The organism is Citricoccus sp. NPDC079358 (assembly GCF_040702545.1).
Classification (GTDB): Bacteria; Actinomycetota; Actinomycetes; order Actinomycetales; family Micrococcaceae; genus Citricoccus.
Genome location: NZ_JBFBLI010000018.1, coordinates 25,659 through 40,278 on the forward strand (window position 1 = coordinate 25,659; position 14,620 = coordinate 40,278).

Genomic DNA, 14,620 nt, shown 5'->3' on the forward strand with positions numbered 1-14,620 from the left:
CGGTCTGACGCCCTGACGGCGGATCATCCGGGGACGGCGCACCCGCACTCCGGATGGGTGACCACGGTGAGCGTGTCGATCCGGCTGCCGTCTCCGTGCACGTGCAGGACCGCACCGGCCGGAGCCATTCCCGTCTCGGCCCACCGGATGACCTGGCGGGCAGCCAGGGCGCCCGCGGTGGTCGCCACGGCCACGTCCTCGCGTCCGGCCCGGTGTTCCAGGAGGGCTGCGGTCCGCCGGCTCCGATGCGGGTCCGCATCCCGGGCCGCGAGGTCCCAGCACAGGGGACAGCGCCCCTGACCGGGAACGAACCAGGGCCCGATGAGGGCGTCGTCGTCCCGCATCACCACCGGCAACACCGGATGGTCGGCCGTGCGGGCGAGGGCGATGTAGTCATAATCCGCTGCACCCCGCGTGACGCTGACGGAGAGGGCGCCGCCGGGGCCCGGTCGCACGGGGGAGGTGAGCGGCAGGACCACGGTGCCGAGGCCGGCGTCGTCCACGCGCCGTCCCAACGCGACGGGCCGGCTCCGGCCGAGGTCCGGGGCCAGGTAGGCGGTACCGAGATCAGCGGCTGTCACTGCCTGAGGATCCCACACTGCCAGCCGGCCGATGCCGGCGGCGGCCAGGACCCGCGCGATGACGGACCCGGTGCGCCCCAGTCCCAGAACCTGGACCTGGATGCGCTGGCGGCGGTCCAGGACCTCGGACACGCGCTCCAGTGCGTCGGTGCTGCGGCCGTCGGGGGTGCCATGGGCGCCGTCAGCGTCCTCGGTGCCACCGGCGCCGGTGGGCGCCGCATCCAGGGCCAGCACCAGCGCCAGATCGTCGGCGAGCAGGTCGGCGGCATGGCCGGCACCGGCGCGCGCGGGCTGATCATGCCACCGCAGGAAGTCCTCCAGGGACGCCTCCAGGCCCCGGGCATCGGCCGGATCCAGGCCGCATCGGCGGGCGGTGTCCGCCTCCTGTCCGTCCGGGATCCCGTCCACGAGCCGCTGCAGGTATTCGACCGCAGCTGCCGAGCAGCCGGAGAGCTGGGTGGAGCGCGTTCCCGAGCCGATCTGGATGATGTCCTCGGCGACGTGAAGCAGCGTGAGCCCGGGGTCGAGACGCATGGAATCCTCTTTCGTCAGGGATGGAAGGGGCGCAGGGATGGAGGGATGGGAGGGCGGAGGGGCGGACGTCGTCGGACGACCCCCTGCCCCGGCGGAACCGGGATGGCTGACGCCGACCGGTCCCAGCTCCGGAACGGGTCGTCGTCTCATCGTGGCACCTACGCCGATCCGGTCCGTGAGGTTATCCACAAGGGGGAGTCGATGTCCGCACCCGGGCGGGGGCACCGGCAGAATGGGACCATGACGCCCTCACGGCCGGATGCCCGGCCCACCACGCGCACCCCGGCCCGCACCGCGTCCGGGACCGGCCGTCGTCGAGCGTCGGGGCCGGGCAGCCACGGCCGGGAGGTCGAAGATCTGGAGGTGGATGGCACCGTCGTGAGGATCGTGCGGTCCTCGCGGCGCACCCGCACCATCTCCGCTGCCTGGCGTGACGGCCGGGTCCAGGTCTCCGTGCCGATGGGCCTGGGCGCTCAGGCGGAACGGGACTGGGCGCGCCGGATGCTGCAGAAGGTGGCCTCACGCCAACCGGCAGGACCCGATTCGGACGGGGATCTCCTGGCCCGCGCCCGGAAACTGGCCCGCACCTGGCTGGGCGGCGAGGTGGACCCCAGTGAAGTGGTGTGGTCCACCCGCCAACAGCGCCGCTGGGGTTCCTGCACACCGTCGACGGGCCGCATCCGCATCGCCGCCGAGGTGGCCCGGATGCCCGGGTGGGTGCTGGACGGCGTCCTCGTGCATGAACTCGTGCACTTGAAGCACGGTGACCATTCGGCGGCGTTCCACGCGATGGCGGAACGCTATCCGCGGCAGAAGGAGGCCATGGCCTTCCTCAACGGCGTCAGCCACGCGACAGGGCGGGGGCTGACCGGGCCGGACGGAGAGCCGGACAACGGAGGGCCGGACAACGGTGAACCGGACGCCGGTGCGGGGATCGACTGACGGGGCCGTTGACCGTCCCGCAGTCTTGTCCTTCCCGGCTCCGTGTCCGACGTCCTCTTACTTGGTGTCGTCCCGGGTGGCGCCGTCGCCGTCGTCGAAGCCGCCGTCGAGGAGTTTGCGCAACTCGTCGTCCAAACCGGCCGATTCCTGTTCGCGGGCCTCGCGCCGCGAGACGTAGCCGTCCGGGTCGTTCAGGTCCTGGGCCGTGGGCTGCAGGTCGGGATGGCGCCAGATGGTGTCTCGGTACTCGCGACCGTTGGCCTCGCCGATCTTCTCCCAGAGAGCGGCGGCCTCACGCAGCCGGCGTGGCCGCAGGTCCAGACCGACCAGGGTGCCGAAGGCGTGCTCCGCCGGGCCGCCGGTGGCCCGACGCCGGTTGATGGTCTCTCGCAGGGCATTCGCCGCGTCCAAGGGCTTGGCGGCCTCGGTGACCACGACGTCCACCCAGCCCTCGATCAGCGCGAGGGTCAACTCGAGGCGCTCCAGTGCCGCCTTCTGCGTCCCGGTGGGCTCGGGGATGAACGATGCCCCGGCGAAGGCCTCCTGCATGGACTCCGGATCGGACGGGTCGATGGATCGGGCCGCCTCCTCGATCTTGGACATGTCGATGTGCACGCCCGAGGCATACTGCTCGATGGCCGCGTACAGGTCCCGTTCCAGCCAGGGGGAGTGCACAAACAGGCGCATGCGGGCCACTTCCCGCAGGGCCAGGTAGATGCGGATCTGATCGTCCGGGACCTCGAGCCCGTCTCCGAACTCCTCGATGTTCACCGGGACCATGGCCAACTGGTGCCCGGCCACCGGGAATCCCGAGTCGGTTCCGGAGAGGACCTCCTGGGCGAGGGCGCCGACGGCCTGGCCCAGCTGGAGGCCGAACATGGTGCCGCCCATGTTCTGCAGCATCGGCTGCATGCCCTCCAGCATGCCCTTCATCTCCTCGGGAACCTGGCCCGGGAGCTGGTCCCTCATGGCCCGGGACATGGCCTCGGACATGGAGACGGCCACTGGTTCGGTGAGTCGTTGCCAGGTGTCCATGGACGCCTCGACCCATTCGGCGCGGGACCAGGCCTTGCCCAGCAGGCCGGTGGACTCGATCTCCGTGGCACCGTCCAACCAGAGTTCCGCCAGCCGCAGGGCCTCGTCGATCTCACGCCGGGCGAAGGTGCCGACGGTCGGATCCTGTCCGGCGGCGGCCTGGCGTGCGGACTGCCGGGCCAGGGTCCAATTGACCGGCCCGTCCTCGGGTGAGGACTGCATCATGGTCTGGAACTGCTGCATCATCTGGCTCATCATGGCCGGGTCCAGCTGCGAGGGGTCGAACGGAAGGCCTCCGGGACCTCCGGCCCCACCGGCGCCGCCCATCTGTTCGAGGGCACGGCGCAGCTCCTCGGCATCGGGCCCGCCCTCGCCGAACATGCGGCGGAGCATGTCGGACAGCGGGTCTTCGCCGTCGTGGGAACCGGGGCCGTTCGGAGGATTCGTCATGGCCACCAGCGTATCGGCGAGCCCTGACCGTGTCCGCAGTGAATCCACCGGTTCACTCTGGGCGCACAGGGCCAGTGCGTCCCGAGCCACACCCTGTGCGCGGACCCCCTAGAATGGAGTGAGACCAGAGCGGCCCGGACAGCGGGCCGTACGCCTCTGCCCGCGGGTCGGCGGACCCACCGCCCCGGGGCAGTTTTCGTGAAGACAGGTGCCCTGACGTGTCAGAGACCGGACACCCGCCGACGTCGCCGTCGGCCGTGCCCGGCTCCGTGACCCCGTTCGCGGACCACGCACCGGCCGAAGCGGCCCACCTCAGAGACGCCACTGACCTCACAGCCTGGACGCGTCGCAGCCGGGCCGGCCGTCGCCGTCGCCGCATCACCGCCGTGGCCGGTGCCGTGGCCGGCCTCCTGACACTGACCGCCGTGGCCCTGCCCAGCCCGTTCATCATCGAGTCGCCGGGGCCGACCTTCAACACCATCGGCGAATTCGAGGGTGAGCCGGTGATCACCGTCAACGGTGCCGAGACCTATCCGACGGAGGGCCAACTGGATCTGACCACGGTGTACGTGTCCGGTGCCCCGACCGGCTGGACCACGTTCCTGGACGTGATGCGCAGCTGGGTCGATCCGACCGCGTCCGTCATCCCGCAGGAACTCGTCTACCCCTCCGGGACCACCTCGGAGGAGGTCAACGCCGAGAATTCCGCGGCCATGGCCACCTCCCAGAGCTGGGCCGTGGCGGCCGCGCTCGAGAACCTGGGCATCGACTACCGCCAGACCCTGTTCGTCGCCGGCTTCACCGAGGACTCCCAGGCGACCGACCTGCTGCAGCCGGAGGACCAACTGGTCACCGCGGACGGAATCGAGGTCACCGGGCTCGAGGGGCTGAAGAACCGGCTCAACGACTCCGGCGGTGAACCGGTCGACCTCGGCATCGTCCGGGACGGCCAGGAGCGCACCGTCGAGGTCCCCGTCTATGAGGGGGCCCAGGGGGAGTGGCTGATGGGCGTCTTTCTGGACTCGGATTTCGAGTTTCCGCTGGACGTGGCGATCACGCTGGAGAACGTCGGTGGTCCGAGCGCCGGGCTGATGTTCGCGCTCGGGATCGTCGATGAGTTGACCCCCGGCGCCATGGCGGGCGGTCAGCACCTCGCGGGCACCGGGACCATCGATCCGGACGGCACGGTCGGGGAGATCGGCGGCATCGTGCAGAAGGTCGCCGGCGCCCAGGCTGGCGGGGCGCGTCATTTCCTGGCCCCGGAGGGTAACTGTGCCGAGCTGGCGGGCAGCGTCCCCGAGGGGATCGAGGTCTATTCGGTGGCGACACTCGAACAGGCCCGGACCGTGGTCGAGACCGTGGGGAGTGGTGAAACGCCGCAGGCGCCGACCTGCGGCTGACAGGTGCAGCGAGGGGTGAGGCACGGCGCGGTGCAAGGCAGGACATGCAGCGCTCGCAGCACACGCAGGACAACGCAAGACCAGAGACTTCGGTGGCCACACCAGGCCGCCAACGCAGTGCAGGACACGACCGGCGCCAGGGCGCAGATGGGTAAGGACACGTGAGTTTCGGACAAGGGTTTGGCGGTCTCTTCGGAGGACCGGACGATGGACGCGGCAACGACCGCGGAACAGGGGGCTCCGGCGGCCTGTTCGGTGGCCCGGGAGGCGGCGGTCCGGGGGGTCCTGGCCGTCCTGGTGGACCGGGGCAGCCGGCCGAACGCGGCGGGGGTTCCTCCGGGGACCGCCCAGCCGGCTCCCGCCGTCCCTCGGCGCTGGTGCTCACTATCGTGGTGCTGGCCGTGCTGGTGGTCGCCTTCATGTTCTTCTCGGGCGTCTACACCGATGTCCTCTGGTACAACCAGGTGGACTTCTCGGAGGTGTTCTGGACCGAGATCTGGACCCGCGCCGCCTTGTTCGCGATCGGCGGCGTACTCATGGGCGCGGCCGTGTGGTTGTCCATGTGGCTGGCGTGGCGGTCCCGGCCGCAGAACCTGCAGAGCCAGACCCGTGATTCCCTGGCGCAGTACCAGAAGCAGCTCGAGCCCATGCGCCGCCTGGTGTTCATCGGTATCCCCGTGGTGATCGGGTTCTTCGCCGGGTCCGCCGCCATGAACGGATGGCAGGACGTGCTGCTGTTCTTCAACCAGGAGCCTTACGGCCAGGTGGACCCGGAGTTCGGTCTGGACTTCATGTTCTTCATGGCGACCCTGCCGTTCCTCGGCCTGATCGTCGGATTCCTGGTGTCAGTCGTCCTGATCGCCGGCATCGCCGGACTGCTCGTGCACTACCTCTATGGCAGCATCCGGGTGAAGGAGCAGGGCGGGATCGTCATCGAGTCGCCGGCTCGCATCCACCTGGGCGTCTTCGTCGCCCTGTTCCTCTTGCTGCAGGCCGGAAATTACTGGCTGAACCGCTTCCGGACCCTCCAGTCACAGGACGGGAACTGGGCCGGTGCCATGTACACCGACGTCAACGCCGTGATCCCAACCTCCACGATCCTGGCGGTGGCCGCCGCCCTCGTGGCCATCCTCTTCATCGTCACGGCCATCACCGGCAAGTGGCGGATCTCGCTGGTCGGCGCGGCGGGCCTGGTCATCGCCGCGATCGTGGCCGGTGCGGCCTACCCGTTCCTCATCCAGGAGTACCAGGTCAGGCCCTCCGAGGTGACGCTGGAACAGGACTACATCAACCGCAACATCGAGCACACCCGTGAGGCCTACGGTCTCGCGGACGTCGAGTCCACCGGATACGCAGGCGAGACCGAGGCCGCAGCCGGAAGCCTTTCCGGCGAAGAGGCCAGCACTTCGAACATCCGCCTGATGGACCCGAATCTGCTCTCGCGGACGTTCGGCCAGCTGCAGCAGTTCCGCCCGTACTACGCCTTCCCAGAGACCCTGCACGTGGACCGCTACGACGTGGAGGGCGAGTCCCAGGACACCATTCTCTCCGTGCGTGACGTGAACGTGGACCCCACCTCGTCCTGGGTGAACCAACACATCACCTACACCCACGGCTACGGCATGGTGGCCGCGGACGCCTCCGAGGTGGCCGCCGGTGGGCGCCCGTCCTTCCTGCTCTCGGGGATCCCGACCTCGGGTGCCCTGGGCAGCGATGAGACCTATGAGCCGCGCATCTACTTCGGCATGAACTCCCCGAGCTACTCGATCGTGGGCGCCCCCGAGGGGGCCCCGGAGCGCGAGCGTGACCGTCCGCAGGATGCCGCCAGTGACCAGGACACCACCTACACGTTCACCGGTGAGGGCGGTCCGTCCGTGGGCGGCTTCTTCAACCAGCTGGTCTATGCCATCAAATTCGGCTCCACGGAGATCCTGTTGTCCTCGGACGTGAACTCCGAGTCACAGATCCTCTACGACCGGAACCCGATCGAGCGCGTCCAGAAGGTCGCTCCGTATCTGACCGTGGACTCCAACGCCTACCCGGCCATCGTGGACGGCCGCGTGCAGTGGATCGTGGAGGGGTACACCACCTCGGACAAGTTCCCGTACTCCACCGCCCAGCAGCTGGACTCGGCGACGAGGGACGGCCTGAACACGGACGCCACCGCCAATCTGTCCGGCCAGGTGAACTACATGCGCAACTCCGTCAAAGCCACCGTGGACGCCTATGACGGCTCGGTCAACCTGTACGCCTGGGACGAGGAGGACCCCTTGCTGAAGGCCTGGCAGAAGGTCTACCCGACCTCGCTGCAGCCGTACTCGGAGATGAGCGCCGAACTCATGGACCACGTGCGGTATCCCGAGGACATGTTCAAGGTCCAGCGGGAGCTGCTCGGCCGCTACCACGTGACCAACCCGGTGGACTTCTACGAGAACAACGACGCCTGGTCCGTGCCGGCCGATCCGACCCAGGATGATGACACGGTCAAGGTGCCGCCGTACTACATGACGCTGCGCATGCCGGGTAAGGACGAGCCCGCGTTCCAGCTGACCAGCACGTACATCCCGCAGGTCACGCAGGACGCCCAGACACGCAACGTGCTCTACGGATACCTGGCCGCCAATGGCGACGCCGGCACTGGCGAGGACGGTGTGAAATCTGAGGACTACGGCCACCTGCAGTTGCTGGAGCTGCCACGCCAGACTTCCATACCCGGTCCGGGCCAGGCCCAGGCGCAGTTCGACTCCAACGCCCAGGTCTCCCAGGAACTCAACCTGTTGCGCCAGGGTGCGTCTGAGGTCATCAACGGAAACCTCATCACTCTGCCGGTGGCGGAGGGCATCATGTACGTCCAGCCCGTCTACATCCAGTCCACGGGCACCACGTCCTACCCGACCTTGCGCCGGGTGCTGGTGTCCTTCGGGGAGGACCAAATCGGCTTCGCTCCCACGTTGGAGGAGGCCATGGACCAGGTGTTCGGCGGCGACTCCGGTGCCACCGTGGACTCCGGTGAGGATCCGACGGACGACTCGTCGATCGACGACCCAGCCGCGGAGGAACCGGGTTCCCAGCCCTCCCCGCCGGAGAGCCAGAGCGCGCAGGAACAACTCGGCCAGGCCCTGACCGACGCCAACGAGGCCATCCAGGCTTCCGAAGAGGCCATGGCCAACGGAGACTGGACCGCCTACGGCGAGGCCCAGACACGCCTGAACGACGCCCTGTCCCGCGCGTTGGAGGCCGACGAGGCCATCCGTGGCGAGGCCACGCCGGACGAGGGCGCCGAGGCGCCCGCTGACGGTGAGCAGACCGAGCCGCCGGCCGAGGAGGGCACCGAGGGCTGACCCCTCGACCCCACCTCCTTCCCAGCAGGGGCCGCCGCCCGGAGTGATCCGGGGGACGGCCCCTGCTGCTGTCTCCGCTGGCCGTCCATCGGCTCCGGTCAGGCCTCCCGGGACGGTCGGGGGCGGCTTGGTGGCCGTGCGGTGGAGGCGAGATGAATGGGCGCTGGCCAGTGGTGGACATCACGGCGGCCTCGATTTGGTTTTCCGGCCACGACCCCCGTATAGTCATAGGAGTCGCCGCGGGGTGGAGCAGTTCGGTAGCTCGCCGGGCTCATAACCCGGAGGTCGCAAGTTCAAATCTTGCCCCCGCAACGAGAAGAGAAAACCCCCGAACCATTGGTTCGGGGGTTTTCTGCTGCCCGGGGACGACGTCGGCCCCCCCACCTTCGCCCTTGGCCCTGGCGGGCTCGGGAAAGGGGAGGGGCCGACGTCGTGGCCCGGGCCGGTAGACCGGAACGGAATCCGGAACCTGGATACCGGAATCAGTTGGACCGGGTGGCACCCTCGGAGTAGTCCAGTTCAGCCTCGCCGGTGTCCGCGGCGTTGCCGGCGGTCAGGGACTGGGTGCCCCCGGCCTTCAGCGCGGCGAGGCGGGCCTCCACCTCGGTCTGCTCGCCCAGGTCCTCGAGGGACTCGAACTGGGCATCCAAGGAGGACGACGCCAGCTCGTTCTGGCCACGCACGCGGGCCTCCTCACGGCGGACCTTCTCCTCGAAGCGGTTGACCTCGGAGGAGGGGTCCATGATGTCGATGGACTTGACGGCATCATGCACCGCGGACTGCGCCTGGGCGGACTTGGCCCGGGCGGTCAGCTCATCGCGCTTGGAGACCAGCTGGCGGCGCTTGTCGTTCATCTTGTCCAAGCCGTCCTTGAGCTTGTCCACGATCTCGGTCTGCGACGCGATGGTCGGTTCCGCGGCCTTGGCCGACTTCTCGGCATCCATCTGGCGCTCGATGGCGACCTTGGCCAGGTTGTCGAACTTGTCCGCGGAGGCCGTGTCACCGGAAGTGCGGAACTGGTCGGCCTTGGAGGAGGCGGCCAGTGCCTTCTGGCCCCAGCTCTTGGAGGCGTCCAGGTCCTCGTTGTAGTCGTCCTGGATCATGCGCAGGTTGCCGATGGTCTGGGCCACGGCGGCCTCAGCCTCGGAGATGCTGTTGGTGTAGTCGCGGACCATCTGGTCCAGCATCTTCTGCGGGTCTTCGGCCTTGTCCAGCATCGAGTTGATGTTGGCCTTGGCCAGGGTTGCAATTCGGCCGAATATGGACTGCTTTACCACGTTGTCGCCTTCCGCTCATTCCGTGAGGACCGGCGGTTTCTCCGCCGGTTCTGTCTCCCGTGTCCCGCTGACGGGCGTTGGGCCCCGGTGCCCCGCGGCGCCGGGAAATCTCTTAACTGTGTCGTCCGGATGTCCGTTCCTAGAAGCTACCGCCGCCGATGTCCCCGAGACCACCGCCACCGCCGAAGTCCCCGCCGCCCAGGCCACCGCCGCCGCCGAAGCCACCGAAGCCACCGCCGCCCCAATCGCCGTGGTCGTTGTCCCCGCCGAGGATGCCGCCCATCAGGATGCCGCCGAGGATGGCCCCGCCGAGCCCGGCGCCGAAGCCGCCACCCCCGCCACCACCGTAGCCACCACGGCCCCCGTGGCCGGCACCGGCGCCGGCGTAGCCGCCCCACTGATTGAGGTCCTGCTGGGCCAGCTGGCTGGCGCGGTCCGCCAGGGAACTGGCCTGGTTCGCCAGGTTCAAGGCGGTCACCGGGTCCTGTCCCGAGAGCCGAACGGCGTCCTGCAGGGTCCGTTCGGCCTCGGCCAGCTTGGTCCGGGCCTGGCTGCCCACGGCACCGCGGCGGGCCGCGATGAAGTCCTGGGTGCCGTCGATCTGGGCCTGGGCCTGCCTGATGGTGGACTGGAGGGCGGCGGCGGCCCGGCGCTCCTGCTCCTGGCGGTCGCGGATGCCGGACAGGGGTGCGTCGAGCTGGCGGTGGGCCTGCTCCAACGACTGCAGCAGCCGGAAGGGCGCCGGGCGGCCCGCGGCGATCTCGGATCTCACGCGGGACAGGGTCTGCTGCAGGCCGGCCGCCGGCCCCGCCAGTTCGGGGTGTCGGCCGGCGTCCACGAGGGCCTGGGCCTGGGCGAGATCCTGGGTGGACTGGTTGACCCCGGTCTCCAGGTTCTCCATGGCGCTCTCCAGGTGCCCTCGAGCCTTGGCCACCGCCTCCACGAGTGTGGAGATCTGGGAGACGGCCTCCTCGCCGGCCCGGATCGCCAGCACGGCGGTGGACGGGTCGGAGGTGAGGGACTCCTCGGCCTTGGCAGCGGCGGCCCGGACGAACTCCAGGCGTTCCCGGGCCTGCGTGGCGTTGTCGTTGACCTCGACCAGTGCCACGTCCGCGTAACGGGTGTGCAGGTCGACGAGGCCCTGCTCGGCCTGCGCCACCGAGTCCGCCACCTCATCGGCTCGGGTCTTGAGGGATTCCAGGGCTGCCCCGGCGTTCTTCTCCAGGTCGCGGAGTTCGTCGAATTCCTTGGTGTGCGCGGACAGCGACTCGTTGACGGCCTGGCACCGGGCGATGATGTCCTTGAGCCACGCCCGCTGCTGTTCCTCCGTGTCCGGGATGTGGTCGTCCAGCTGGTTCTGCAGCTTGTAGGACTCCCGCATGTGGTCCTTGGCGATCTCGATGTCCTGGGTGAAGGTCTCCACGGACTTCTCGCCATAGGATGCCAGGGCGAAGCCGACCTCCTGCTCGGAGGAACGAATCGCGTCATCGGCACCGATGAGCATGGAGCCGGCCTTGGTGCGCAGATCGTTCACGGACATCTCGTCCAGCGGATCCTTCGGCCCCTGCGCCCCACGAGCGGACTGGCTCTGGTGCTCCGCCTTGGACTTGTTGCGGCGCATCAGGGCGTATCCGCCACCGGCCAGCGCGACCACAGCCAGGCCACCGGCAATCCACCCGCCTGCACCACCGCCGGAGTCGGGTCCGTTGACCCGACCGTCGGCGGCATCCTCGATTCCCGACACGGTGGACAACGCCACGGTCTGCCAGTCATCCTCGCCGACCGCAGGCAGTTCCGGGACGATGTATTCATCGGTGATATCCGTGGTCAAGGGGCCGATGCTGTTGGCCTGGGTCGCGGAGTACGCATAGCTTCGTGATTCAACCGCCACGGCGAGGATGGAGTCGGAGGAACCCAGATCCTTGGCCTCGGCGACATCGGTGAGCCATGCGTTTCGGTCCATCGTCTGCCCGGATTCATCCGTGAACTCATCCACGTAGACCACGAAGAGGTTCTGCCCCTCTTCCGAGCGCAGCTGGTTGATGGCCTGGGTGATTTCGTCTTCCTCGGCGGAGGTGAGCACCTCCGCCTCATCGACCACGAAAGTGCCCGGCGGGATGTCCACCGGCGCCTCAGCCCGGGCCGCCTCGGCGAGGGCCAGTCCGCCGGTCAGGGTCAGTCCCGAGGTCAGCAGGGCACTCGAGGCCAGGACGGCGGGGGAGAGACGGCGCGGTTGCACCGCAAGGGCCTGGGACTTCATGGATCACCCTTCAGGGGTACACGTGGGATGGTGGCTGCTAGTAGAAGTCTATGGGGCGATTCCGGACGTTCGCCATGAAGACGCATGCGCCGTCGGCGAACCGTCGAGCATGCACTCAGGATTCGTTCAGCGAACACGATCCCAGCAGACAGGATGGAGCGGCAGGATAGACGGTGCGGTGGGCCCGGGCGGCCTGACCGACCACGACGACGGGCCACCCACCACGGGAGATCCGGCAGGAAAGGACGACGATCATGAACGAAGCGGACCACAACGGCACCGAGGGTACGGGCGGGCAGCACGAGGGGACGCCTGCCGTCCCTCCGCGTCCCGAGACCCCGCCGACGTCGGCCCGGTCGTCCGAACAGCTCTCGGCCAGCAGGGAGCCCTACCCCCGCTGGAACGAGACCCAGTCCCTGCCCCACACCGAGGGCCCCGAGCCGGCCATGGATGCGGCGGGACCGGGCGCACCCGTCGAGGACTTCTCTCACCAGGCACACCCTCACGACGCCAGCCGGGAGCGGAAGCGCCGCAGCGTCGGCGTCGGTGCCCTCGTCGCCGGCATGCTCATCGCCGGCCTGGCCGGCGGCGGTGTCGCCGTCGGCGTCAACGCGGCCACGGAGGACAATGCCGGTTCGGCCGGCACGGGTTCCGTCCAGGAACAGGGCCACGGTCTGGACATCAATCGCTCGGAGGATGCGACCGCCGTCACGGCCGCAGCCGCCAAGGCGGCCCCCTCCGTGGTGACCCTCTCCGTCGCGGCCGGGCAGGGCTCCGGGTCTGGCTCCGGCGTGATCCTCGACGACGAAGGAAACATCCTGACCAACACCCACGTGGTGACGCTGGGTGGGCAGGCAGGGGATGCCGACGTCACTGTCCAGACGGCCGATGGCGCCGTGCACACCGCCAGTATTGTCGGGACCGACCCGGAGTCCGATCTCGCCGTCGTCAAGATCGAGGCTGAGGGACTCACTCCCATCGAGATGGGGCAGTCCTCCGAACTGAACGTGGGCGATTCCGCCATCGCCATCGGTGCTCCTCTAGGGCTGTCCGGCACCGTCACGGACGGTATCGTCTCAAAACTGAACCGGACGATCTCCGTGGCCTCCTCGGCCGCACCGGAGGACAGCGGGGAGGGCGGCAGCCAGGACGCGCCCGAGTTCGAGATCCCGGGGTTCCCCGCCCCCCAAGAGCAGCAGCCGCAAGCCCAAGGCTCGATCTTCATGAACGTCATCCAAACCGATGCCGCCATCAATCCCGGCAACTCGGGCGGCGCACTCGTGGACGCCCAGGGACGGCTGATCGGCGTCAACGTGGCGATCGCCTCCGCTGGCGGGGCCTCGGGTGCGGATTCCTCCGGCAACATCGGCGTGGGCTTTTCCATCCCCGCGGACTACGCCCAGCGCGTGGCTCAGGACCTCATCGAGGACGGAGAGGCCACCCACGGCTTCCTCGGCGTCTCCGTCACGCCCCAGCCCGCCACCCCGGCCGGCTCCGAACCGAGTGCCGAGGCCAGTGGCGCCGGCACCAGTGAGCAGAACGCCCTGTCCTCGGGAGGATTCAGTGCGGGTGCCCGGGTGGTCGAGGTGGTCCCGGAGTCCCCAGCTGCTCAGGCGGGGATCGAGGAGGGGGACGTCATCACCGGCGTCGGAGACCGCCCCGTCGCGGACAGCGAGTCACTGACCGCCGTGGTGCGTGAGTACCCCGAAGGCGACACGGCCACGGTGCACTTCACCCGGGACGGCGAGGACCAGTCCGCCGAGGTCACGTTCGTCTCGGATGCGAACCAGGAGTAGCGACAGAGGGCACCATGGAGGACATGACGCCGCTGACGATGCCTCTCACGAAACCAGCCGAATTGGCTGCCGACCACGGATGGACGACGGTCCTGGCCTTCGGCGCCCATCCCGATGATCTCGACTTCGGAGCCGCCGCGACGATCGCGGGGCTGACGCGAGCCGGCGTCGAGGTGACCTATGTGGTCATGACGGACGGGGACGCCGGCGGCTTCGAGACCGAGAACCAGCACACCATGACGGAGCGCCGGCATCGGGAGCAACGGGAGGCGGCTGCCCACCTGGGTGTGCAGGACGTGGAGTACCTGGGGGAGCGGGACGGCTACCTGGAGCCCTCACACGCCGTGATGGCCAAGGTGGTGGAGGCGATGCGCCGCCACCGGCCGGACGCCGTGTTCTCCATGTCCCCCGAGCGGGACTGGGACCGACTGCAGCGGTCCCATCCGGACCACCTCGCCGCCGGTGAGGCGGTCGTGCGGGCGAGCTACCCGGCGGTGGAGAACCCCTTCGCCTATCCGGAGCTGGCCGCGCGGGGGCTGGAGGCCTTCCACCTGAAGTGGCTGGTGATGTACGGCCATCCGGCGGTGCGGTCCAATCTCGCCGTGGACGTGACCGGGTTCGAACAGGACAAGCTGGCCGCCCTGCGCTTCCATGCCTCGCAGCACCCCGATGTGGCGGCGATGGAAGCCTTCGTCCTGGACGGCATGGAGCAGCTGCACCGGGAGTGGCTTTCCGCAGCGGGCCCCCCTGCCGCCACCGGGACGACGGACTCGAGTGGCCAGGCCGAGACGGTGTCCGTGCCGGACCATCCCGCCTCGACCACCAGCGCCGTCACGGCCGACGGCCGGCGGCGGTTTGTCGAGACCTTCCAGCTGGTCAGCGTCAACGACCCCACCACGATCAGCGGGTTCTAGGTGCGTGGGTCAGTAATCGTGGGGTCGATCTTTAAAACGCCGGCGGATTGACCGGGCTGTCTCCTGGCGGGCTGGGAGAATCGGGTGATG

9 protein-coding genes and 1 tRNA gene are annotated in these 14,620 nt (G+C 69.0%); 6 read left to right on the plus strand and 4 right to left on the minus strand.

The annotated features are described in order from the left end of the window. Positions 1 to 23 precede the first annotated feature (23 nt). A complete protein-coding gene (locus tag AB0333_RS15840; protein WP_366219652.1) occupies positions 24 to 1,115 on the minus strand; it encodes a ThiF family adenylyltransferase in 1,092 nt (363 codons plus the stop codon). 240 nt (positions 1,116 to 1,355) lie between these two features. On the opposite strand from AB0333_RS15840, the gene AB0333_RS15845 reads away from it, so the two are divergent. After that, on the plus strand, positions 1,356 to 2,057 hold the full coding sequence (locus AB0333_RS15845; RefSeq protein ID WP_366219653.1) for a M48 family metallopeptidase: 702 nt from the start codon (positions 1,356 to 1,358) through the stop codon (positions 2,055 to 2,057). Between the two features lie 57 nt (positions 2,058 to 2,114). On the opposite strand, the gene AB0333_RS15850 is transcribed toward AB0333_RS15845, so the two are convergent. Next, entirely contained in the window at positions 2,115 to 3,542 is a 1,428-nt protein-coding gene (locus AB0333_RS15850) for a zinc-dependent metalloprotease (RefSeq protein ID WP_366219654.1), read from the minus strand. Between the two features lie 218 nt (positions 3,543 to 3,760). On the opposite strand from AB0333_RS15850, the gene AB0333_RS15855 reads away from it, so the two are divergent. The 3 genes from AB0333_RS15855 to AB0333_RS15865 all read left to right on the plus strand — a co-directional run bounded on the left by AB0333_RS15855 (position 3,761) and on the right by AB0333_RS15865 (position 8,595). After that, positions 3,761 to 4,942 (plus strand): S16 family serine protease, encoded by a 1,182-nt coding sequence (locus AB0333_RS15855; RefSeq protein WP_366219655.1) that lies wholly within the window; start codon positions 3,761 to 3,763, stop codon positions 4,940 to 4,942. 377 nt (positions 4,943 to 5,319) lie between these two features. Then, positions 5,320 to 8,283, plus strand: a complete 2,964-nt coding sequence (locus AB0333_RS15860) for a UPF0182 family protein (RefSeq protein WP_366219656.1) — start codon at positions 5,320 to 5,322, stop codon at positions 8,281 to 8,283. A gap of 238 nt (positions 8,284 to 8,521) precedes the next feature. Further along, positions 8,522 to 8,595 (plus strand) — tRNA-Met (locus tag AB0333_RS15865). Positions 8,596 to 8,765: 170 nt separating this feature from the next. On the opposite strand, the gene AB0333_RS15870 is transcribed toward AB0333_RS15865, so the two are convergent. Both AB0333_RS15870 and AB0333_RS15875 read right to left on the minus strand, forming a co-directional pair. Further along, positions 8,766 to 9,560: a PspA/IM30 family protein gene (locus AB0333_RS15870; protein ID WP_366219657.1), complete on the minus strand. Its 795-nt coding sequence runs from the start codon at positions 9,558 to 9,560 to the stop codon at positions 8,766 to 8,768. Between the two features lie 139 nt (positions 9,561 to 9,699). Further along, positions 9,700 to 11,820, minus strand: a complete 2,121-nt coding sequence (locus AB0333_RS15875) for a TPM domain-containing protein (protein ID WP_366219658.1) — start codon at positions 11,818 to 11,820, stop codon at positions 9,700 to 9,702. 254 nt (positions 11,821 to 12,074) lie between these two features. On the opposite strand from AB0333_RS15875, the gene AB0333_RS15880 reads away from it, so the two are divergent. After that, positions 12,075 to 13,616, plus strand: coding sequence for a trypsin-like peptidase domain-containing protein (locus tag AB0333_RS15880; RefSeq protein ID WP_366219659.1), 1,542 nt, complete (start codon positions 12,075 to 12,077; stop codon positions 13,614 to 13,616). A gap of 38 nt (positions 13,617 to 13,654) precedes the next feature. Further along, positions 13,655 to 14,530 (plus strand): PIG-L deacetylase family protein, encoded by an 876-nt coding sequence (locus tag AB0333_RS15885; RefSeq protein ID WP_366219661.1) that lies wholly within the window; start codon positions 13,655 to 13,657, stop codon positions 14,528 to 14,530. Positions 14,531 to 14,620: the final 90 nt, after the last annotated feature.

Bases quoted from the DNA above. Each gene is read 5' to 3' on its own strand.
- AB0333_RS15840 (WP_366219652.1), bottom strand. From the start codon at position 1,115: ATGCGTCTCGACCCCGGGCTCACGCTGCTTCACGTCGCCGAGGACATC.
- AB0333_RS15845 (WP_366219653.1), top strand. From the start codon at position 1,356: ATGACGCCCTCACGGCCGGATGCCCGGCCCACCACGCGCACCCCGGCC.
- AB0333_RS15850 (WP_366219654.1), bottom strand. From the start codon at position 3,542: ATGACGAATCCTCCGAACGGCCCCGGTTCCCACGACGGCGAAGACCCG.
- AB0333_RS15875 (WP_366219658.1), bottom strand. From the start codon at position 11,820: ATGAAGTCCCAGGCCCTTGCGGTGCAACCGCGCCGTCTCTCCCCCGCC.
- AB0333_RS15880 (WP_366219659.1), top strand. From the start codon at position 12,075: ATGAACGAAGCGGACCACAACGGCACCGAGGGTACGGGCGGGCAGCAC.
- AB0333_RS15885 (WP_366219661.1), top strand. From the start codon at position 13,655: ATGCCTCTCACGAAACCAGCCGAATTGGCTGCCGACCACGGATGGACG.